Genomic DNA, 21,581 nt, shown 5'->3' on the forward strand with positions numbered 1-21,581 from the left:
AAAAATAACCGGCAACAAAAAAGCCTAAACATCAAAGTTTAGGCTTAATTAATGGTGCCCGGGGCCGGACTTGAACCGGCACGCTCGTAAGAGCGAGGGATTTTAAATCCCTTGTGTCTACCAATTTCACCACCCGGGCAGGGTAGTCACAGCACTGACGCTTGGCGTCGTGTGGTGTCTGTGTCAGAAGTGGGTGCTATTATAATCAGTTTTGTTAACTTTGCAAGCAATTTTTTACGATATTTTTTCGCGTTTATTGCTGACTCATAATAACAAAACACCCATAATAATAAAACAATAGTACCGCAAAATGAAAATGGAGGCTGAGGCCGGAATCGAACCGGCGTCCGCGGATTTGCAATCCGATGCATGGCCACTGTGCTACCCAGCCATTTCATTTAGGTTTGCTATGATAGCAAAAATTTTTAAAAGTGCAAGGACTTTTTTAGCCATTTGAGCGATGTAATGAAGGATGGTGAAGGGTATTTGAGCGCTAATTTAGCGGTTAAACATTTTCAATGGATGTTATCACGCCGCAAAATCGGTTAAAATAACGCAAATTTTTTGCTAACCGACTTTTTGTTGACCGATTCGTTATTGATTGAGGAACCACCATGACTGCGACAGTGTTAGATGGCAAAGCGTATGCCAAACAAATGGAAGCTGAACTTGCCGAGCGGGTTGCCAAGTTAAAACAAGACTCTGGACGCACGCCGATTTTGGCAACGATTTTGGTGGGTGATGATCCTGCCTCTGCAACTTATGTCAAAATGAAGGGCAATGCCTGTCAACGTGTGGGTATGGATTCTTTAAAAGTTGCCATGCCACAAGCCACCACCACCGAGCAACTATTGGCAAAAATTGCCGAGCTTAACAACAATCCAGACGTGCATGGGATTTTGCTACAACACCCTGTGCCCAGCCAAATTGATGAGCGTGCCTGTTTTGATGCCATTGCACTGGCAAAAGATGTGGATGGCGTGACTTGTTTAGGGTTTGGCAATATGGCGATGGGTGAGCCTGCGTATGGTTCTTGCACCCCGCAAGGTATTATGTATTTATTAGAGAAAAACGGCGTTGAGCTTGCTGGTAAGCATGCGGTGGTCGTAGGTCGTAGCGCGATTTTGGGTAAACCGATGGCGATGATGCTATTAAACGCCAACTGTACCGTGACCATTTGCCACTCACGTACCCAGAATTTGGCAGAATTGGTCAAACAAGCGGATATCGTGGTGGGTGCTGTGGGCAAACCAGAACTTATCAAAAAAGATTGGATTAAATCGGGCGCCGTGGTGGTGGATGCAGGGTTTCATCCGCGTACCCATGCGGATGGTACGAGCGGTGGCGTGGGTGATATTGAGCTGACAGGTATCGAAGCTATTGCCTCAAGCTATACCCCAGTGCCCGGTGGCGTAGGTCCAATGACCATCAATACACTCATCCGTCAAACGGTAGAAGCGGCAGAAAAAGCAGCAGCAAAATAATGGGTTTGAATTAAAAAAGGAAGTGTTTAAAGCTTCCTTTTTTTGTGCATTTTTTTTGTATTCATTTTTTCACTATGACTCATGACTGGAAATCTTTACGTGACTGATGCTGAAACTTCCGCTTATAAAAATTCAATGCCATCAAATGCTTCTGACGCGTCAATCGTTTTTCATCGACTGATTACCGCATTGCAGCAAGTGTTGCCTAGCGCTAATCTTGCCAAGACATATGTGCCGTTACTATCTAAGCCGAATCAACCTTTTTATTTATGGCTCATTGATGCAGATTTTTGTCATGAAGATTTGACGCCAACGGTGATAGAAAATCTGTGGAATAATTGTCCATATTGGGTGTTTGCATGGGCGTCAGGGCAAGTGTTGGCGCAGTATATTTTGCAGCAGCCACAGATGGTGCGCAATAAAGTGGTGATGGATTTTGGCGCAGGGTCGGGGATTGTCGGTATTGCCGCAAAAATGGCCGGTGCCAAACGAGTCATTTGCTGTGATATCGATAGCGTGAGCCTAACTAGCTGCCAAGCCAATGCGCAATTAAATGGGGTAACGGCTGAGCTGCTAGATAATTTATTCGAGTTAAAACAGCAATTTGGCATGGATAAAGTCGATGTGCTGTTGGTCGCGGATGTGCTGTATGACAAAGCCAATTTGCCATTATTAGATGTGTTCTTACAATACGCGCATGAGGTTTGGGTCGCTGATAGCCGCGTCAAAAACTTTGCTCACCCGCGCTACCACAAGGTAACGACGTTAGATAACACAACCACTTTGCCCGATATGGACGAAGCCAAGCAGTTTAACCAAGTAGTGCTTTATCGCAGCACCGATTGACCCAGACAGTAGCAGGGATACAGTAGTATGGAGTGTATGTTCGCAAAAAACCCTCGCCTTTGTTTTCTGTACCTTTAAGGCTATGAAATAATTTGTAACATAGTTATCGCATTATCGCTATTTTCAAGGCATAATAAGCCACACCCCTATTTTTAATCATCTGTTTGTTCAATACCATCCCCGATGGCATGCATCGCGGCATTATTATTGATAACAACAGCTAGATGATTACCTTGCCGTTTTACGTTTAGAAAAGGAATCCTAATATGAGTATTTGTATCACTGCCACAGGATTATACACCCCGCCTTACAGCATCAGTAACGAAGAGTTGGTCACTACTTTTAACCAATACGTTGACAACTATAATGCCAAAAATGCCGATGCCATCACCCGTGGTGAGAAGACGGCACTCGTGCATTCGACGGCTGAATTTATCGAAAAAGCCTCAGGTATCAAATCTCGCTATGTGATGGAAAAAGACGGAATTTTAAATCCAGATATCATGGCGCCTGTGATTCCTTATCGCAAGCTTGGCGAAGAGATGTCCATCATGGCAGAAATGGGTCTAGATGCACTCAAACAAGCACTGGACAATGCAGGTCTACAAGGTAAAGACTTAGACGGCATTATTGTTGCTTGTTCAAACTTTCAGCGCGTGTATCCTGCCATCGCCATCGAAATCCAACAATACATTGGTATGCAAGGCGGTTTTGGCTTTGATATGAACGTCGCCTGTAGCGCAGCAACCTTTGGTATCGCCCAAGCGGTCGGTCTGATTAAAGCTGGCACTGCCAAACGTGTCGCTATGGTCAATATCGAAATCACCTCAGCGCACCTCAACTGGCGCAACCGTGACAGCCACTTTATCTTTGGCGATGTGGCAACCGCGACGATTATCGAAGAGATTGACGAAAAAACAGCCACACCCAAAGGCTATGAAATTTTAGATAGTCATCTGTTTACCCAGTTTTCAACCAATATTAAAAATGAATACGGCTTTTTGGATCGCAGTGAATTCTTAGCCGCTGGCACACCGATGTATCCTGATATCGACGCACCTGTGACCGACAAATTGTTCTTGCAAGAAGGTCGCAAAGTATTTCGTGAAGTATGTCCTGCCGTGTCCAATTTAATCCTTGAACTGCTCCATAAAAACCACATTGAGCCCAAACAGCTCAAAAAAATGTGGCTGCACCAAGCCAATGCCAACATGATTGATTTGATTTTACGCACCGTATTGGGCAAAGAAGCGGATAAGTCGATTGCGCCTATGGTACTGGCGGAATATGCCAATACCAGCTCAGCCAGCCCTATGATTGTGTTTCACAAGCACCAAGAAAATATGCAATCGGGTGATTTGGGGGTGATTTGCTCGTTTGGCGCAGGTTACTCAATTGGAGGTGTGTTGGTCAAAAAAGTCTAAGCTTTTTATTGCCTCTCACGAAACTCATGCAAATCCCCCCAAAATGTGGCAAAATATCCGATTATTTTGCCATTTTTATTTTTAAGCTCTAAATTGAGCCAAAAATTTTAAGCCATTATTTTTAAGCCAATTATTATGAAAGAATCTTTACGTTTTCGCCTTGACCAAATGTCTGACCGTTTCGAAGAAGTCACCGCCATGCTGTCTGAGCCAGAAACTATGAATGACAACAAAAAATTCCGTGAATTATCGGTTGAGCACAGTGATTTATCCGCATTGGTCGATGTCTGGGGCAAATACCGCCAAGCGGAAGAAGATTTGGCAACCGCTGAAGAAATGCTGTCGGATGCAACGGGTGATGGCGACATGAAAGAAATGGCGCAAGAAGAAATCCAAGCCGCCAAAGACACCATCAATGAGCTTGAAGACGTGCTCAATGTGATGATGCTGCCTAAAGACCCGAATGATAAAGTGCCTGCCTTCTTAGAGATTCGAGCAGGGACGGGCGGCGATGAAGCGGCAATTTTTAGCGGCGATTTGTTCCGGATGTATGAGCGTTATGCGGCAACCCAAGGTTGGACAGTGGAAGTATTGTCCGAGAACGAAGGTGAGCATGGCGGCTATAAAGAAATCATCAGCCGCGTATCGGGTACGGGTGTGTATGGCCGCTTAAAATTTGAGTCGGGCGCACACCGGGTGCAACGGGTGCCAGAGACTGAAAGCCAGGGACGGGTGCATACTTCGGCTTGCACGGTCGCAGTGATGCCAGAGGTTGAAATTGACGATACCGTGGATATCAACCCTGCCGACTTGCGTATCGATACTTATCGTGCCAGTGGGGCAGGTGGTCAGCATATCAATAAAACCGACTCTGCGGTGCGTATTACCCATATTCCAACAGGTACGGTGGTCGAGTGTCAGCAAGAGCGTAGCCAACACGCCAACCGCGATAAAGCCATGAAAATGTTGGTATCCAAAATTCAGCAAGAAAAAGTACAAAAACAAATTGATGCGTCAAGTGATATGCGTCGCAATTTGGTCGGTAGTGGTGACCGCTCGGAGCGCATTCGCACTTATAATTTTCCCCAAGGGCGTATGACCGACCACCGTATTAATTTAACCTTGTACAAACTCGATGCCATTATGCAGGGTGACTTAGATGAGTTACTTGACAGCCTACTGCGTGAGCACCAAGCCGATTTGATGGCTTCGGTAAGTGGGGAAGAATAACGAGTATGTTGGATTAATAGGATAAAACTTTATTTTTACCATTTGGCATAAAAATTTTAACTTTTGATAGTGTAACTAAAATTGTGGGAAAACATCATGTCACAGCAAAACCAAACTGAAAATGCAGCAACCGAAGCGCATGTGGAAGACAGCCAAGACGTCAACGAACTTATCAAACAACGTCACAGCAAACTTGATTTAATCAAACAAGCAGGTAAAAACCCTTACCCAAACCAATTCAAACGCAAAGAATACGCCCAAGACTTGCAGCAGCAATTTGCCGATAAAGACAAAGAAACATTGGCAAACAGCGATAAAGTCATGGTGACTGTCGCCGGTCGTATCATGCTCAAACGGGTGATGGGTAAAGCCAGCTTTGTCACCATTGCCGACATGACAGGGCGTATCCAAGCCTATGTCAGCAAAAACGACTTGGGCGAAGAGATTTATAATGACTTTAAAACATGGGATATCGGTGACATTATTGGTGTGACAGGTTATGTATTTCGTACCAACACCGGTGAATTATCTGTGCATGCCACCGAAGTACAGTTATTGACCAAATCACTACGCCCACTGCCAGACAAATTCCATGGGTTAAGCGATACTGAGGCTCGCTATCGTAGCCGTCATCTTGACCTGATGACCAATGAAGACAGCCGTAACGCCTTTATTATCCGTAGTAAAGTCATTGCTGGTATTCGTGAGTATATGCTAAATGAGCGTTATATGGAAGTCGAAACCCCGATGATGCACGTTATTCCAGGCGGTGCGGTGGCTCGTCCATTTGTCACCCATCACAACGCGCTTGATATGCCGCTTTTTTTACGCATTGCGCCAGAACTGTACTTAAAACGTCTAGTCGTGGGTGGTTTTGAGCGTGTGTTTGAGATTAACCGTAATTTTCGTAACGAAGGGGTATCGGCGCGTCACAACCCAGAATTTACCATGATTGAGTTTTATCAAGCCTATGCCGATTACGAAGATTTGATGAAACTGACTGAAAATATGTTTGAAAAACTGGCAAACGATATTTTAGGTACTACGGAGATTGATTATCAAGGTGAAGCAATTAGCCTCAAAGCACCTTTTGAACGCTTGCCAATGACCAAAGCGATTGAAAAATACGCGGATAATTTTGACATGAGCAAAATTGCAGACCGTGATTATCTAGCGGATTATGCCAAAAACGTACTCAAACAAGACGTTAAAGATATCTTTGGGATTGGCAAACTGCAAACCATCATCTTTGAAGAAACCGCAGAAACCAAACTGCGTCAACCAACCTTCGTCACAGAATATCCTGCCGAAACCTCACCGCTAGCACGCCGTAACGATGAAAACCCAGATATCACAGACCGTTTTGAGTTGTTTATCGGTGGCCGTGAGATTGCCAATGGCTTTAGCGAGTTGAATGACCCGATTGACCAAGCAGAGCGTTTTAAACAACAAGTGGCTGAGAAAGACGCAGGCGATGACGAAGCGATGCATTATGATGCAGAGTTTATCGAAGCATTGTCCTATGGCTTGCCACCCACTGCAGGCGAGGGCATCGGTATTGACCGTTTAGTGATGTTATTTACCAATGCACCAAGTATTCGTGATGTGATTTTGTTTCCGCATATGCGTCGCAAAGACGTTTAAAAATGCCAATACAGCGTTAATATAGCGATAGCTTTCAAAACCGCAGTCACAATAATGACGGCGGTTTTTTATGATAATCCAGTCCGCATCGAAGCCAGCCATCATTGAAGCCAGTAATATCAAAGATATCTTTTGAAACAAAACTAATAAAAAATCGGCTCAACTCACCAAATAATCAGTGTTAGACTAAACTGTATTTTTCGCTCAAACCCGTCTATTTTCTGACCTATCGTTGAGAAACGTTGACTATGACAGACCCCCGTTCAGACAAGCCTTTGGAAACCCCACCCGTTTTGCCGCCTACGTATCGTAAACCTAGCAAATTTACTCTAATACTACCCTGGATTTTGTTACTGCTAGTGCTGTTGGCGGGTTTGTGGATGATGACCAAGCCACAGCTGCCTTGGCAAAAAAATCAAGCAGTGGTAGCCAGTCAGCCCGGTTGGCAGCCGCCGAAATCTGAGCCTGTCGATACCAAAAAACTCGGTGAAAATCCAAATGCTGCGGTGGCATCTTATCACAATGCTGTCGCTGTCGCTGCCCAGTCAGTCGTCAATATCTATACCACGCAAAAAATCGAGGAGCATCCCTATATGAATGACCCGATGATGCGCCGCTATTTTGAATATCACGGTATCCCCAATGGCGAGAGCGATAATACCAATTTAGGCTCGGGTGTCATTATTTCGCAAGATGGCTATATCGTCACCAACTCGCATGTGATTTCTAAAGCCGATAACATTATCGTGATGCTCAATGATGGTCGCAAGGCAACGGCAAAAGTCATCGGCAACGATGTAGAAAGTGATTTGGCGGTGATTAAGGTTGATTTGACAGGGCTGAAACCCTTAGGATTTCGTGAACAGTCGACCCAAGTGGGCGATGTGGTGTTGGCAATTGGCAACCCATTTGGGGTCGGTCAAACCGTCACCCAAGGTATTATTTCGGCAACGGGGCGCACGGGACTGGGTATCAACACAGTGGAAGATTTTATCCAAACCGATGCCGCTATCAATCCCGGTAACTCAGGGGGTGCGCTGGTCGATGCTTATGGTCAGCTGGTTGGTATCAATACCGCGATTTTTTCACGCTCAGGTGGCTCGATGGGTATTGGATTTGCCATTCCTACCGAGATTGTTAAGCTTGTGATGAATGGCATTATTAAAGATGGTAAAGTGCACCGCGGCTGGCTTGGGATTGAATTACAAAGTTCGATGAAAGACCCAACCAAACTCAGCGATGACACCCAGGGCGTTGAAGTGATGAACGTGATGCGTGATGGTCCTGCCGCCAAAGCGGGCTTGCAAAAAGGGGATATCATCACCGCAATGGATAATAAACCTGTTAATGATGCCAACACGCTGATTCAAATGGTCGCACGTAAAGCACCCAACAGTGTGGTTAATCTACAAGTGATGCGTAATAAAGCGCAAAGTAGCGTCAATGTGACCCTAGGCGAAAGACAACCCCAAGAGACTTTGACCGAGCTACCCACGTCACAAAACTTTGACCAAAATAATGACAGCGCTAATCAAAATGGCACCACCAATGAGGATGACATTCGAGCAGAGTTAATGGAATTACTGAAAAAACATCATTAAACGTTATTCAAAACTTCAAAAGTTTGCTGCGTTGCGGTTAGTCAGGTGCTTTACTTGCTCTGGCTGCCTGCTGTTATTACCTGCTTTCATTGCCAGCTAAGGTCAAACCACGCCCGCCATCCACTGCAATAATCTGCCCTGTGATATACGGGGCAGCTGCCAAAAATACCGCCACTTGCGCGATATCTTGCGGTGTGCCAATTCTTTTTAACGGTACGGCGCGGCAGATTTTGTCAATCGTTTCAGCGGTGAGCGCTTGCTCAGAGCCCTCTATGGGTAAAATGTTAATACCCGGCGCGATACCATTGACGCGGATATCGGGCGCTAGTTCGATTGCTAGCGACTGCACCATCATTTGGTGCGCGGCTTTTGCCATGTTATAGACCGTATAACCCCCAAATGGCTTGCCATTGGCGTGAATGTCCAAAATGCTGATAATGCAGCCTTGCGATTTTTTTAGATAAGGGTATAAATATTGGCTGATAAATAACGGGGTTTGCGCATTGGTCAAAAATAAATTTTGCCAGTCTTGCTCAGAGATTTGACCAAAGGGCGTCGGGTAAAACCGTGAGGCATTATGAACCAAACAATCCAATCGACCAAAACTGTTGATTATTTGCCAAGTCAATTGTGGCAGCGTTTCAAAATCCTCTAAATCCCCTTGCACGCTTTTTGCTGACTGTGGGCGAATGGCATTACAGTAATTAACAAGTTCAATGGCTTCTGATTCACTGGTATGGTAATGGATAATGATATTATAATTGGCTTGGTGCAGTGCCAGCACAAGCGCCCGACCAATTCGTTTGGCGCCACCTGTGACACACGCCACACGGCACGGATTGGATAATTCGCTTATCGCGGCTGGATTCAACATCATTTGCTACCTATGTTTATTTGATTAAGCGTTTTGTCGTTTTAATCATTTATGCTTTAATCCCTATGAGCCCAATGGGTTGGGATTGGAAAACCCCATGATTATCACACACCTTGAACGAGCGACACAACTTTATCAAGCGCTGCAGGATTATCAGCAAAGCACCCATGCCTTTAGCCAAAGCATCACCAAATGGCGCACCAAGTCCTAACAATTTACCTTAAATTTACATAAAAAAAGAGCAGGGCTTATCCTGCTCTTAATTTTTTACACTTAAAAATTAGTTAGCTTTAAAATAGTTAACTTTAAAAAAAATTAGTTACCTTGCTCAAGCGTTTGTTGATAGGCTTGGTCAAAATTGACTGGCGCAAGTAACAATTGTGGGAAGCTACCACGGGTCACAATGTCACTGACCACTTCACGGGCATAAGGGAACAATACGTTTGGACAATACGCACCTAAAATTGCTCCCAATTGTTCTTCAGGGATATTTTGCAACATAAAGATGCCCGCTTGGTGTACTTCTGCGATAAACGCGGTTTCACCACCGTTATTAGCAGTCACATTAACCGTCAATATCACTTGGTAGTGGTCATCATCCAACTTTTCAGCGGCACTTGATAGGTTGATATCAAGCTCTGGTTGCCATTCACGGGTAAATACCTCTGCACCCGGTACTTCTAATGACATATCTTTAACATAGATACGTTCTAGCGCCAGTTGTGGTAAGTTTTGTTCGTCTGCCATGATAGTGTCCTCAATTAACTGTTTTTACGGGAATTATAACAATATGACAGCTTTAAATTTTTCTAAAAACTAGTCTAAAAACTATCAACTGTATTTATAATGTGGGTGATTTATCTAGTAAATTTTTTTAATCTGCGAACGATTAATCCGCTAATAAACCATCAAGTTTGCCTTGACGCTCAAGACCAGCGAGTTGGTCATAACCACCAATGAAATTATCGCCAATAAAAATTTGCGGTACTGTGCGATAATTATTGGTTTTTTGCGCCAATGCCTGACGTTCTTCTGTGGTCACATCATACATGTTAACTTCTTCAAATGCTTGGCCTTTGTTTTTTAATAGCATTTTAGCTTGCATACAGTAGGGGCAAGTCGGTGTGGTATAAATTTTCACCATAGCCATAACAATCTCCTTATTTCTAGATTTTTTAAAATGGGTTAAAAGCTTATTATCAGATACCGATGAGATAATAAAGCGTTATTGATGGTTATGGGGCTTGGCGATTCAAATTTCAAATTGTGAACAGCCAACCAGTCTTATTTGGTTTTGCCGGACACGGTTTTTTCTACCACTAAAGGTAAACCTGCGGCTTGCCAATTGGTAATACCACCATCGAGACGATAAACGTTGTCGTTACCAATCATTGCCACTGCGGTACCCGCGGTCATACCCATTTGGCAAACGATGATAATAGGATGGTCAGCACTACGAAGTGCGTCAACGTGATCTTTTAGCTCAGTAAACGGGATATTGCGGCTGCCTTTGATATAGCCTTTTTCAAAATCTTTTCGTGGGCGGATATCAATCAGCTGAGCGTTTTGGTTGTTGACCATTAAGCCCACTGCATTTGGATTGATTTTTTTGCCGCCGCGTTTGTTCTCAAGCATAAAAAATAGCACAATTAGCACAAACATGGTGCCAAATAAAAATGGGTGATGACCCATAAACTCAAACCAACGTTCCAAGATATCCTCCACAGGGGCATTGCTTCAAAATTATCGTTTGATTGCCCATAAAAAATTGACTGTATTATAACGGTAGTTGTCAATTTTAAGAAACTTTTATTTAGTCTAATATTTAGTCTAAAATCGCAAGCTTAAAAATCCTGCGAAGCCGCTTCTTGTTGCAGGAGTACCAAATTCTCCACCCGCCTTGCTAGCACCTGTCCGTCTGCTACTGCCTGCCACATCGCACAATTGGGCGTGGACTCGGTATGTTTGCAATCGCGAAAACGGCAGTAGGGGGCAAGCGGCGCAAGCTCGATAAAGCCTTGCAAAATATCATCAGGGGTCAAATGCCAAAGCCCATATTCGCGAATACCGGGCGTATCAATAATGGCACCTTTGCTGAGCGCCATCGGGTCAAACGCTAAAAATCGGCTGGTAGTGGTGGTATGTTGACCCAACTGTGAAATGGTTGAAATTTCATTGACTGATTGTCCCGCGGCAGGCAATAACTGATTGACCAAGCTGCTTTTACCAACCCCTGATTGACCAGCAAAAATCACATTCTTGCCGGCAACGGTGTTTTTTAGGTGGGTTAAGTCACCACTCGATTGGGTCACCAAGGTGGCGTAGCCAAGCTGTTGATAGGCTGACAGTAGCTCTGTCACCTCGCTATGACTACCATCTGCCAACAAATCGGCTTTATTTAAAATTAGCAATGGGGTGATGTCTGAGTGATGGCAAGCCACCAAATACCTATCAATCAGCTGGGCAGACGGTAGCGGCAGCGGCGCAAATACGACTGCTAAAATATCAACATTGGCGGCGATGGGCTTGAGCTTGTGGTAACGGTCGGGGCGGTTGATGATACTTTGTCTATCATAAATCGCTTCAATGCGCCCAAGTCCTGTATTTGGGTCAGCGACAAAGCGGACTTTATCCCCAGTGGCAATCAGTGGCAAGTTAGTACGGGTGTGACAACGCCAAACACTGTGCAGAGTGATGGGTTGCCAAAAAGGTTCTGGCTCGTCAGCGGCGACAATCGGTTTTTCAGGCAGGGTTTGCGGTAGGCTAGTGGCTTGGACTTCGAGCTGCTTGCCGAAGTTTGCGACGACAATGCCATCCATCAGCTGGGCATCGTCCAGCACTTGCTGGGATTTTTGTTGTTTTTGGATACGGCGGGTTTGCTGGTCAGTGAGTTTACGTTTACGGATTAACGCCATACGCTATCTACTACACCAGCCACTAGGGGATTTTTTACCATACTAACACCTTATAAAATTTTGCAATATCTTTAGACTCGCTACATGAGCACGCATGAGCAATCGCCAACAAAACCGATATTTTACCTGTAAAATCTGCTAAGATGGCGGATTATTTGTTAAAGAGTATGAAAAGGCAACAGTATGGCGGTTGATAAAAAACATCTGATTTGGATTGACCTTGAGATGACAGGTCTAGATACCCTCAACGATACCATCATCGAGATAGCGACGATAGTGACTGACAGTGAACTCAATATCTTAGCCGAAGGTCCTGTGTTTGCCATCCATACGCCTGACATTGTGCTCAACAGCATGGATGATTGGAACACGCGCCAACATGGGCAATCAGGACTGATTGACCGTATTCGCCGTAGTAACGTGACGATGGCGCAAGCCGAAGCCGAAACCATTGCGTTTTTGAGTAAATATGTGGAAGCAGGACGCTCACCGATGTGTGGCAATTCGATTTGCCAAGACAGACGGTTTTTGGCACGTCAAATGCCAACGCTTGAGCGGTTTTTTCATTACCGCAATTTAGATGTGTCAACGGTCAAAGAGCTGGCTTATCGCTGGCGCCCCGATATTTTGTCAAGCTTTGAGAAAAAAGGCAATCATTTGGCACTGGATGATATCCGTGATTCGATTCGTGAACTGCGCCACTATAAAGAGCATTTTTTTAAATTTATTGGTTAATAGTAAAATTTTTAAAACGATACAATTCATATCATAATACTTGAAATTATCCAAAATTTTAGGCATTATAAGCTGACAAAAGGAATTTGTTAGCTTGACTTGGTACAAGTAAATCGAGATACAAATAAATCAGCGCGAGTGTAAATCAGCGATAGTTGCGAGCCCATCGTAAAAAAAACTGGTTGTATCAATTCAAATTTATTTCAAGCCAGATTTATTTCAAATCAGCGCTATTTCAAGTCAGCGTTATTTTAAGCCAGTGGGTGACCGTTGACACTGGCATTTATTCCTATCTCATGGACGACATTAGGAGCCTGTCATGGACAATATTGACACCCAAACCCCGCAATCTGTTTATTTCTTTGGGGGTGAAAAAAGGCGATCGGGTATCAACCATGCTGCCCCGTACACCGACAGCCATAACCGTGAAAAATTTAATCACATAAACCCACTGCTTTTAACACCAACAAAAATAACAGGTTAACGGAAAAACAATGCAAGTACAAAATAATACATTTTTGGTCACAGGCGGCGCGTCAGGTCTAGGTGAGGCGACAACCCGTTATTTGGTGGCGCATGGCGCAAATGTTATCATCGCCGATCTGAACCAAGAAGCCGGTGAGAAATTAGTGGCTGAATTGGGCGACAACGTGATTTTTGCAAAATGTGACATCACCAGCGAAGCGGATGTCAAAAATGCGATTGAGGCGGGTGTGAACAAATTTGGTAAATTATCAGGGTCAATCAACTGTGCCGGTATCGTGGTGGTGCAAAAATTACTGGACAAGGAAGGCAACCCAGCCGATTTAACCACCTTTACCCGTGGTATCCAGATTAACCTCATCGGCACTTTCAATGTGGCGCGACTGGCAGCGGCTGCGATGGCAAAGAATACTGCAGACAGTAACGAAGATAAAGGTGTGATTATCAACACCGCTTCAATTGCCGCATTCGATGGTCAGGTCGGGCAGGGCAGTTACTCGTCATCCAAAGCAGGTGTGGTGGGCTTAACCTTACCACTCGCGCGTGAGCTGCAGCGTCATCAAATACGTATCATGACCATCGCCCCAGGGGTGTTCGGCACACCGATGATGGCAAGCCTGCCAGAAGCTGCCCGTACCAGTCTTGAGCAAGCCGTGCCTTTTCCCAAACGTTTAGGCAACCCAGAAGAATTTGCTAAATTGGTGGCACACATCATCGAAAATAGCTATCTTAATGGCGACGTTATTCGTTTGGACGGGGCTATTCGCATGGGTTAATTCAGGTGATTGTTAACGGTAACTATCAACTTAGCCCTCTAAAAAAGTCAATCTGAGAAAGATTGGCTTTTTTTATTAACAATTTCACCGAGATTATTTGGTGAGTCACTATTTGGTGAGTATTAGGCGGTTATTACGGGTCAATCGAAGACGGTATTCTTCGCCGTCATGCTGAATGCGAATCTCTTTGGTCAGCGCAAATAAATGATTGGAATATAGCGTTGGCAAGGAACTTTGTTGGATGAGATTGGCGCGATTTAATAAGTGTAGCATGGGATACTCCTTTTCTCTGAAGATGAGGCGAATAGTGTTTTTAATTGATAATGATTATCATTTATATTCAGCTAGTCGTCAAGTGACTTTTTTCACTTTTTCATCAAATTTAATGCTTTATAATGGGTGAAAATCAATAGTTTGAGAAAAATATGTCAAAAGTCGTTAATGTGGCAGTCGCGGTGATACATTTTAACAATCAATATCTACTCGGATTTCGCCATGCCAGTCAACACCAAGGCAATCGCTATGAATTTGTCGGGGGAAAAATTGAGCCAGCTGAAACCCCAACACAAGGGTTAATCCGTGAAGTCCATGAAGAGATTGGTTTGGATATCGCGCAAAATATCGCAGTCAAAATGGGGGTGATACGCCATGATTATGCTGATAAAAGCGTGGCATTGCACGTTTTTAAAATTCCAGTGAGTCAAGCGCAGTTTGAGGGGTTACAACAGGGTAAAGGCAAGGAGGGTCAAGCCGTCACATGGGTTCATCAGTCAGACTTGGTTGCTAATCAGTACCCGCTGCCCGATGCCAATGCCCGCATTTTAGAGTGGTTGAGATTGCCTATTACGATTTATATCACGCAGCCCTTAGATCACTTCATTGGTGTGGATAAGTGGGTTGATTTTTATAGCCAAAAACTGCCCCAAGGTGCCCATTTTTATCTTCGCCCGCAAACCAGTGGTGAAAATGCCACCGCTATGATTGATGGCTTACTAACGATGAGGGCGGATATCACCCCGATTATTCAATATGCAACACTTGAGTGCTTATTTGAGTGCTTGCCTGAGCGCTTATTTCAGCATTTAGATGCGTCGTTAAAAAACGGCATGGTGCATTTGAATCACCAACAACTCATGACGCTTGATTTCTCAAGCTTATCAAAAAATTATCGCTATTTTGCCAGTTGTCATGACCAGCATAGCCTAAGCAGATTAAATACCTTGGCAACCTCGCATACTGTAATGGGCTGTTTTTTATCCCCGGTGAAAGCCACTCCGACACACCCAGAAACCTTTCAAAGTGGGGGCATGGGCTGGCAAACCTTGAGTGAATTGGCAAAAATCTGTGATGTACCGGTATTTGCGCTGGGCGGGGTGGGGCAGGCAGATTTAGCCACCGCCTATGAGCATGGGGCAATGGGAATTGCGGGTATTCGGTTATTGGTCGACAAGGTATAAAAAGTAGCCAACAGGTTGACAATAGCATATTAGCTGTAACAACTGGCTGACAAAAAATGCCCCAATAGTCACCGTTTGAGCGTTTATTTTAGGCTAAAATGAGTACTGTAATGACTAATAAAACCACCAATCTAGAATCACCAATCACAATGACCAACTAAGGTGACATACACAATGAAAATAATGAGTAAAAAAACGCTAGCAGCGGCAGGTATTGCAGGTACATTAATTGCGATGAGTGCTTGTTCCACTACACCGACAACCGAAACCACCGCCAAGTCCACAGGCGTTGGTAAAGCTCAGGCAGTGCAAAGCGTTGATTTAAATCGTTATGCGGGCAAATGGTACGAAATTGCCCGTTTGCCGATGTTTTTTCAGCGTAACTGTGCCAGTGATGTCACCGCCACTTACACCCTACAACCGACAGGCAAGGTGGAAGTCAATAACCAATGTATGGGCAAAGATGGCAAACCCATGCAAAGCATTGGTGAGGCCACCAAAAATGGCGACAGTGGCAGTAAACTTAAAGTTACTTTCTTGCCTCAAGGATTGCGTTGGTTGCCTGTGGGTAAAGCCGATTATTGGGTGCTTGCTTTAGACCCCAATTATAGCCATGCGTTGGTGGGTACGCCAAATCAAAAATACTTGTGGATTTTGTCACGCACACCCACGATGGATGAAGACACTTATCAAACAATGGTCGCTACCGCAAAATCTCAAGGCTACGATGTCAGTAAATTGCAAAAAACCGTACAAAATAGCCGATAATCTAGGTAGTTGAAACACCCTGCTTTAAAATTGCTAAAACGCCTAAATTCCGTTACAATTTAGGCGTTTATTTCTTGCTGCATTTTCCACAGATTTTATTTTTCCTTCACAAAAAAAGGTCATACTATGTCTGCCAATCTCTACCAAGACCACCTCACTAATCGCAAAAATCAAGAAGCCCAAGCGGTTCAATTATTAGTTGAACTAAATACCCTAGCCAATAAAGGCGTCAATGTGTTGTTTTTTGGCAACCGCATTGCACTAAACCTTGTTGATATCATCGCCCATCATGACAAAAACGCCCTTAACATCGCTGATACACTCGCTTTCGCCACCGCGTTAAACGACCAAAATCTAAGCCATACCACGGTGGACTTGGGTCAAGCGCTCAAATCAGGCAAACAAGCCGACAGCTTTACTAGCGGTGACGAAGTGCCTGCGACTGATGTCGTGTTGTATGGTTTTGGTCGTATCGGACGTATCTTGGCTCGTTTGCTGATGAGCCGTCCTGCCTCAGACAAAGGCTTACAATTAAAAGCCATCGTCGTCCGTCCAGCCGGTGAAGCAGATTTGGAAAAACGTGCAAGCTTGCTTGAGCGTGACTCGGTACATGGCTGGTTTGATGGCTCAGTGGTGGTTGATAAAGCAAACAGCGGTATCATCGCCAACGGTCGTTTTATCAAAGTCATTTATGCTTCTGACCCAAGCGAAATCGACTACACGTCTTATGGTATCGACAATGCCTTAATCATCGACAACACCGGTAAATGGAAAGATGAAGCAGGTCTTGGCAAGCATTTACAGTCAAAAGGTGCCAAAAAAGTGCTATTGACTGCCCCAGCGTCGGGTGATATCAAAAACATCGTCTATAATGTCAATGATGATACCATCGGCAGTGATACCATCGTGTCAGCGGCAAGCTGTACCACCAATGCGATTACCCCTACGCTTAAACTCTTAAACGATAAATACGGCATTGAAAACGGTCACATGGAAACCATCCATGCGTTCACCAATGACCAAAACTTGGTCGATAACCACCATAAAGCCGAGCGTCGTGGTCGTGCTGCAACCTTAAATATGGTGATGACTAGCACAGGTGCTGCCAAAGCGGTCAGTAAAGCGATTCCAGAATTAAAAGGCAAATTGTCAGGTAGCTCAGTACGTGTACCAACGCCAAACGTGAGCCTGGCGATTTTGAATTTGAATTTCAAAAACCCGGTCAATTCAAGCGATGAACTCAATGCCTTTATCAAAGAAGCCAGTCAGAGCGAACAATGGCAAGCGCAAATTGCTTACTCAGATTCTGATGAAGCCGTTTCTACCGACTTTGTTGGCTGTGAAAAAGTGGCGATTTGGGATGCCAAATCTACGCTTGCGCAAGACAACCGTGCAGTGATGTACCTATGGTATGACAACGAAATGGGCTATAGCACTCAAGTATTGCGAGTTGCTGAAACCATGGCAAAAAATGCCTAAGTGTTCCTAATCGTTAAGAACGATTACAAGACCGCTCAAGTTTGGGCGGTTTTTTATTGAATAAAATTTCAAACATCGATTGAGTTCAAATTTTTCTTGCTAAAATTCATGCTATAATATTTGGTTATTCAAGAATTTAAGGAAAGTCTTCAATGCGTTTTATCGATGAAGCAATCGTAACAGTCAAAGCAGGCGATGGCGGCAATGGTATCGTCAGTTTTCGCCGAGAAAAATACGTCCCCAAAGGCGGTCCCGATGGCGGTGATGGCGGCAAAGGCGGTGATGTGTACGTGGTGTGCGACGACAACACCAACACCCTCGTCGATTACCGGTTTACGCGTCGCTATGATGCCAAGCGCGGCGAAAATGGTGGTGCCAAAAACTGTTCAGGTCGTGGCGCGGATGATATCTATCTATCTGTGCCCATCGGTACCACCGTGGTTGATACCGAAACAGGTGAGGTTTTAGCGGACTTGACCAAAAAAGGGCAAACGGCGAGGATTGCCAAAGGCGGTGACGGCGGGCAAGGTAATACCCATTTTAAAACCTCCACCAATCAAGCACCACGACGTGCCACCCCAGGTTTTGCAGGTGAATTAAAAGTCTTGAAGTTTGAGCTAAAAGTGGTAGCGGACGTAGGTCTTATCGGTCTGCCAAACGCGGGTAAATCCACCTTTATTCGTCAAGTCTCTGCTGCCAAACCCAAAGTTGCCAATTATCCGTTTACCACTTTGGTACCGAATCTAGGTGTCGTGGATGTGGGTAAGCACCGCTCATTTGTTATGGCAGATATCCCAGGTCTGATTGAAGGCGCCTCTGAAGGGGCTGGACTGGGCATTCGCTTTTTAAAACACGTCGCTCGTACCCGTCGATTATTGCATCTTGTCGATGTACAGCCCATTGATGGTAGTGACCCTGTGGCAAACGCCCAAGTGATTTTTAATGAGTTAGAAAAATTCTCGCCAGAGCTGTCAAAACTGCCACAGATTTTGATTTTAAATAAAATCGACCAAGTGCCCGAAGAGTCATTAAACCAACTTTGCACTCATATCGTGGCAGAGCTTGGTTGGACAGGGATGGTTTTTCGTACCTCCACGCTCACCGGGGAAGGGGTTGATGCCGTGGTTTGGCATTTGATGAACGAAATCGAGCAAGAGCGCGAGATGGAAGAAACTGATCCCGACTTTGCTGAAAGTCAGCGGTTGCGTTTTGAACGACTGGAAGCGGAAGTGCGCGCCAATACGGAAGAGCAAAAAGAAGCGTATCGTGCCAAACGTAAAGCTGAGCGTGAAGGTCGCGCATTGGATGAAGATGATTTTGATGACGACGACTACGATGACGATGATGGCGTGGAAGTAGTATACGCACCTTAGCGGTGATGGAAATAGCTTTAAAAAGGTTAGCACAGGCTAACCTTTTTTATTAGATAAATTTAGATAAGGACAGGTCATTTTTTTAATGCTTTGACAATGTGGGGTAATTCACCATAAAACACCCCAATGCCTGTTCCCATCAAGCCGTGATTGGCGAGCGAAATGGTCGACACGCGAATAACAGGTAAATCATGCCAACCAAAATGGGTCGCCAATAAATATTTAAGATACTCGGTGCTTTCATGATGCCCCGTATCTGTCAAATAGATAAACGCGGGTTGATTTGCGGCAAATTTTTCGATGGTTTTTCCCATGGTGATCAGGGTTTTTTCAAGCTTGCGCACTTTTTCCACCGCGATAATCTCGCCAATTTGATTAATTTGCATAATCGGTTTGATATCAAATAAGTTGGCAACAAATGCGGCAGGGGCGGACAATTTTTTGTTGCGAATAATATAGTCCAAGTCACTGAGGGTAAATAAAAATTCACTGCGACGTCGCAAATCGTCAAGTTTTTTTGCCACGTTTTCAAACGATTCACCTTGTTCAATCAACACTTTTGCCTCGTACGCCAGCGCCCCTTCAGCAATATTGAGTGTTTTGGTGTCATACACAAAGATGTGCAGACGATTGGCATAATGTACTTTGAGTTCTTCTAGCATGGGTAAGGTTTGGCTAAATTTGGACGAGATACCGCAAACAAATACCTCAGTGACCCCGCGAGCAATCAAATCATTAAACAACAGATGCATCTCATGGATGGATGGCGGAAATGTCCTCGCTACCGATTTGAGGTTGGTTTTCATGATGGTTGCTAGACGTTCACTGGTGATATTTTTACCATCGATAAAATCAACGTTATTGATGTTTACGTGTAAGCGCAGAATGTCCATGCCTTGCGACAATCCAAGGGCTTCAAGACAAGATGAGGAAGTGGTGACAACAGCTCTTTTCATAAATTTGATAAACCCAGTAGCCCATGAAGATGAGCAAATTTATATAAAAGCAAAGTTGATAGCAAGTTATCCTCATCTAAATTGAGAAAACCTCAAGTCGATATTTTTTAGTTGACAATGTCAATTTGTTTTTTCAATGGTTGCTATTTAATTGGGATAAAAATGCGTATGACAAAAACGTGTGATATTTAACGGCTACCGGCATCGATTAGCATTTATAAAGCCAGTAAAAATTGTTACAATGCTCTGCCAAGCCATTATGGCATTTAATTTGATTAAAAAATTGCACTTGACTGATTATGACTGCCAACTTATGACTGCCACCGCCTCACCTAGCTCAACTAAAAAAGTCCTTAAGTCCAACACCATTGTGGTAAAAATTGGTTCATCGCTACTGACCAATAATGGTAAAGGCTTGGATCGTACCGCAATTTATGAATGGGCGAAGCAAATTGCCAAGCTGCATAATGAAGGTTATGAAGTATTGCTAGTGTCCTCAGGGGCAGTGGCAGAAGGGGTGGTGCGGATGAATTTGGAAGAACGCCCCAAAAAATTGCAAGCCTTGCAAGCCTGCGCCGCCATTGGGCAGATGGGCTTGATTGAAACTTGGTGGTCGGCGTTGATTCAGTATGGTGTACAAAGCGCACAATTGCTGCTGACACATGACGATCTTGCCAATCGAAATCGTTATCTCAATACCGCCAGTACGTTAAATCAGCTACTTGAATGGCGCGTGCTACCGGTCATTAACGAAAATGACACCGTCAGTGTCGATGAAATCAAATTTGGTGATAATGACAGTCTAGGTGCGATGGTGGCAGCCATGGTCAAAGCTGATTTATACATTATATTGACCGACCAGCAAGGCGTATTCACCGATAACCCTCGCACCAACCCGGATGCCAAGCTGATTAAGACTGAGCGGGCAATGGCAGATTATTTGTTTGACGTGGCGGGAGATGGCGGCAAATTGGGTCGTGGCGGCATGATTACCAAAATTCGTGCGGCAAGGCTTGCGGCAATGGGTGGTTGTCCCACCGTGATTGTCAGCGGCAGCATCGATAACGTGATTAATCGCGTGGTCAAAGGGGAATCCTTAGGTACGATGCTCACCACCAATGACGATGATAAACGCATTGCCAAAAAACAATGGCTAGCCGCGCATCTGCGTATGGCAGGTCGCTTGGTGATTGACGATGGCGCAGTGGATGCCATCATTAAAAATAACAAAAGCTTATTGCCTGTCGGGGTGATTGAAGTGCAAGGTGATTTTGATGAGGGCGATGTAGTGGAGTGCGTTGATAAAACAGGGGTACGTATCGCGGTCGGTCAGGTGGATTTCTCATCAAATGAAGCTAAGCGCATCGCTCGCAAACGCAATAGCGACATCGAAGCGATTTTGGGTAAAAATGAGGAACGGCACGTGATGGTACATCGTGATAATATGGCGATTATCGTATAATTTTCGACAATTCTTGATTGAAATTTAACTACTTTTAGACTGATACAATATTAATTTTACCCAATAGTATTTTT

General features: G+C 44.5%; 21 protein-coding genes and 2 tRNA genes. 14 read left to right on the forward strand and 9 right to left on the reverse strand.

Translation table 11 applies throughout. The features are described 5' to 3' along the window. Positions 1-52: 52 nt before the first annotated feature. A tRNA-Leu gene (locus ACAM37_RS03435) sits at positions 53-139 on the reverse strand. Positions 140-317: 178 nt separating this feature from the next. Further along, a tRNA-Cys gene (locus tag ACAM37_RS03440) sits at positions 318-391 on the reverse strand. Between the two features lie 223 nt (positions 392-614). Here ACAM37_RS03440 and folD point away from each other — a divergent pair. The 6 genes from folD (at position 615) to ACAM37_RS03470 (ending at position 8,229) form a co-directional block, all read left to right on the forward strand. Then, complete coding sequence (gene folD, locus ACAM37_RS03445) at positions 615-1,484, forward strand: bifunctional methylenetetrahydrofolate dehydrogenase/methenyltetrahydrofolate cyclohydrolase FolD (protein WP_036589930.1); 870 nt, start codon at positions 615-617, stop codon at positions 1,482-1,484. A 135-nt stretch (positions 1,485-1,619) separates the two neighbouring features. After that, positions 1,620-2,330: a class I SAM-dependent methyltransferase gene (locus ACAM37_RS03450; protein ID WP_369626825.1), complete on the forward strand. Its 711-nt coding sequence runs from the start codon at positions 1,620-1,622 to the stop codon at positions 2,328-2,330. 266 nt (positions 2,331-2,596) lie between these two features. Beyond that, positions 2,597-3,754 (forward strand): beta-ketoacyl-ACP synthase III, encoded by a 1,158-nt coding sequence (locus ACAM37_RS03455; protein WP_369626572.1) that lies wholly within the window; start codon positions 2,597-2,599, stop codon positions 3,752-3,754. A gap of 135 nt (positions 3,755-3,889) precedes the next feature. Further along, positions 3,890-4,984, forward strand: coding sequence for a peptide chain release factor 1 (gene prfA / locus ACAM37_RS03460; RefSeq protein WP_076774066.1), 1,095 nt, complete (start codon positions 3,890-3,892; stop codon positions 4,982-4,984). A gap of 96 nt (positions 4,985-5,080) precedes the next feature. Further along, positions 5,081-6,628 (forward strand): lysine--tRNA ligase, encoded by a 1,548-nt coding sequence (lysS, locus tag ACAM37_RS03465; protein WP_369626573.1) that lies wholly within the window; start codon positions 5,081-5,083, stop codon positions 6,626-6,628. 248 nt (positions 6,629-6,876) lie between these two features. Continuing rightward, a complete protein-coding gene (locus ACAM37_RS03470) occupies positions 6,877-8,229 on the forward strand; it encodes a S1C family serine protease (protein ID WP_369626574.1) in 1,353 nt (450 codons plus the stop codon). 76 nt (positions 8,230-8,305) lie between these two features. Here ACAM37_RS03470 and ACAM37_RS03475 read toward each other — a convergent pair whose 3' ends face one another. The 5 genes from ACAM37_RS03475 to rsgA all read right to left on the reverse strand — a co-directional run bounded on the left by ACAM37_RS03475 (position 8,306) and on the right by rsgA (position 12,018). After that, positions 8,306-9,106 carry a pteridine reductase gene (locus ACAM37_RS03475; protein WP_369626575.1) on the reverse strand — a complete coding sequence of 267 codons (801 nt, stop codon included), beginning with the start codon at positions 9,104-9,106 and terminating at the stop codon, positions 8,306-8,308. A 312-nt stretch (positions 9,107-9,418) separates the two neighbouring features. Continuing rightward, complete coding sequence (gene secB / locus ACAM37_RS03480; protein ID WP_050325070.1) at positions 9,419-9,850, reverse strand: protein-export chaperone SecB; 432 nt, start codon at positions 9,848-9,850, stop codon at positions 9,419-9,421. 142 nt (positions 9,851-9,992) lie between these two features. Next, positions 9,993-10,253, reverse strand: a complete 261-nt coding sequence (gene grxC / locus ACAM37_RS03485; RefSeq protein ID WP_036589920.1) for a glutaredoxin 3 — start codon at positions 10,251-10,253, stop codon at positions 9,993-9,995. A 134-nt stretch (positions 10,254-10,387) separates the two neighbouring features. Further along, a complete protein-coding gene (locus ACAM37_RS03490; protein ID WP_007114958.1) occupies positions 10,388-10,816 on the reverse strand; it encodes a rhodanese-like domain-containing protein in 429 nt (142 codons plus the stop codon). Positions 10,817-10,947: 131 nt separating this feature from the next. Then, a complete protein-coding gene (rsgA, locus tag ACAM37_RS03495; protein WP_369626576.1) occupies positions 10,948-12,018 on the reverse strand; it encodes a ribosome small subunit-dependent GTPase A in 1,071 nt (356 codons plus the stop codon). Positions 12,019-12,201: 183 nt separating this feature from the next. Between rsgA and orn the strand changes: the two genes are divergently transcribed. The 3 genes from orn (at position 12,202) to ACAM37_RS03510 (ending at position 14,012) form a co-directional block, all read left to right on the forward strand. Continuing rightward, positions 12,202-12,753, forward strand: coding sequence for an oligoribonuclease (orn, locus tag ACAM37_RS03500; RefSeq protein WP_284034242.1), 552 nt, complete (start codon positions 12,202-12,204; stop codon positions 12,751-12,753). Between the two features lie 319 nt (positions 12,754-13,072). Further along, complete coding sequence (locus tag ACAM37_RS03505) at positions 13,073-13,237, forward strand: hypothetical protein (RefSeq protein WP_369626577.1); 165 nt, start codon at positions 13,073-13,075, stop codon at positions 13,235-13,237. Positions 13,238-13,247: 10 nt separating this feature from the next. Then, positions 13,248-14,012 carry an SDR family NAD(P)-dependent oxidoreductase gene (locus tag ACAM37_RS03510; RefSeq protein WP_369626578.1) on the forward strand — a complete coding sequence of 255 codons (765 nt, stop codon included), beginning with the start codon at positions 13,248-13,250 and terminating at the stop codon, positions 14,010-14,012. Positions 14,013-14,120: 108 nt separating this feature from the next. Here ACAM37_RS03510 and hemP read toward each other — a convergent pair whose 3' ends face one another. Continuing rightward, a complete protein-coding gene (hemP, locus tag ACAM37_RS03515; RefSeq protein ID WP_007114963.1) occupies positions 14,121-14,285 on the reverse strand; it encodes a hemin uptake protein HemP in 165 nt (54 codons plus the stop codon). A gap of 152 nt (positions 14,286-14,437) precedes the next feature. Here hemP and ACAM37_RS03520 point away from each other — a divergent pair, with 152 nt between their 5' ends. The 4 genes from ACAM37_RS03520 (at position 14,438) to obgE (ending at position 19,089) form a co-directional block, all read left to right on the forward strand. Then, complete coding sequence (locus tag ACAM37_RS03520; protein ID WP_369626579.1) at positions 14,438-15,469, forward strand: NUDIX domain-containing protein; 1,032 nt, start codon at positions 14,438-14,440, stop codon at positions 15,467-15,469. Between the two features lie 174 nt (positions 15,470-15,643). Next, the gene (locus ACAM37_RS03525) at positions 15,644-16,237 is read left to right on the forward strand and encodes a lipocalin family protein (protein ID WP_472826324.1); all 594 of its coding nucleotides are present in this window, start codon (positions 15,644-15,646) and stop codon (positions 16,235-16,237) included. A 126-nt stretch (positions 16,238-16,363) separates the two neighbouring features. After that, positions 16,364-17,716: a glyceraldehyde-3-phosphate dehydrogenase gene (locus ACAM37_RS03530; protein ID WP_369626581.1), complete on the forward strand. Its 1,353-nt coding sequence runs from the start codon at positions 16,364-16,366 to the stop codon at positions 17,714-17,716. A 152-nt stretch (positions 17,717-17,868) separates the two neighbouring features. Further along, on the forward strand, positions 17,869-19,089 hold the full coding sequence (gene obgE / locus ACAM37_RS03535) for a GTPase ObgE (RefSeq protein WP_203172067.1): 1,221 nt from the start codon (positions 17,869-17,871) through the stop codon (positions 19,087-19,089). Between the two features lie 74 nt (positions 19,090-19,163). Here the strand turns inward: obgE and ACAM37_RS03540 are convergent, their stop codons facing one another. Beyond that, complete coding sequence (locus ACAM37_RS03540) at positions 19,164-20,045, reverse strand: DegV family protein (protein WP_369626582.1); 882 nt, start codon at positions 20,043-20,045, stop codon at positions 19,164-19,166. 313 nt (positions 20,046-20,358) lie between these two features. Between ACAM37_RS03540 and proB the strand changes: the two genes are divergently transcribed. Then, complete coding sequence (gene proB / locus ACAM37_RS03545) at positions 20,359-21,507, forward strand: glutamate 5-kinase (RefSeq protein WP_369626583.1); 1,149 nt, start codon at positions 20,359-20,361, stop codon at positions 21,505-21,507. The last annotated feature ends 74 nt before the right edge of the window (positions 21,508-21,581 follow it).

Origin of the sequence: Moraxella sp. K23 (assembly GCF_041154765.1) — a bacterium.
In the GTDB taxonomy this organism is placed as follows: domain Bacteria; phylum Pseudomonadota; class Gammaproteobacteria; order Pseudomonadales; family Moraxellaceae; genus Faucicola; species Faucicola tetraodonis.